Genomic DNA, 719 nt, shown 5'->3' on the forward strand with positions numbered 1-719 from the left:
ATATGGCTAGCAAAAACTAAAATGGTGTTTATAGCGAGCTCAAAAGGAATATGTTCGTCACCTAAATCCATATCCACAGCAAACACGACGTCAGGTTTGATGCCGTTCTCCATTAAGCATTTGCATGCGGTTGACGCGGCAATGAACTTTGGACGATTTGGTTGGCTATAAACGACTTTTAACTCTTCAATATGATGTTGGAGCGATGGGCCTGCACCAATGCAAATAGCGTCATCGACTTGATACATCAGATAATGATCAGAGGATTTAATTCGTTTTAAAAGGGGGGCGTTTTCTTCTTCTCTTGTTACTAGTTCAGCGTCGCTATGTCGGTAGTTTGCGTTCGCAAAGCCAATCAAAACACGATTTTCTAGTCGGAAGTAAAGCCATTGATGTGTATAACGAGAAATCGCTCTGTCAGCATTAATAATTATACAATCATCCCAGCACAGGCTTGATAAGTGTTTTCCGATTTCACAATGATCTTCAGAAACTGCGACTAGTGAGACGCGAGGATCGGATAACCAAGGTTGAGGAACAAGAGATAGTACCAATTTTGCTAGCGAAAGGTTGTAAAGATAAACGCAAATAGATCTGGCGCTTTGATCTTGAGCTAACAGGGATGGGACGTTGCCCATACCAATGCCCCAAATATGATATTCGTTGCTAGACGTTAGGCTTCGGTACTGAAAGGCTTCTTCGAGCGGGTCGTAGGCACT

The 719-nt window shown here is 42.7% G+C and carries 1 protein-coding gene; it reads right to left on the reverse strand.

What is annotated here, in order from left to right:
• Positions 1 to 719: 6-hydroxymethylpterin diphosphokinase MptE-like protein (locus R8O11_RS27590; RefSeq protein WP_318194921.1), on the reverse strand; the 719-nt coding region annotated here is incomplete at both ends.

Source organism: Vibrio sp. 1288 (assembly GCF_033344475.1).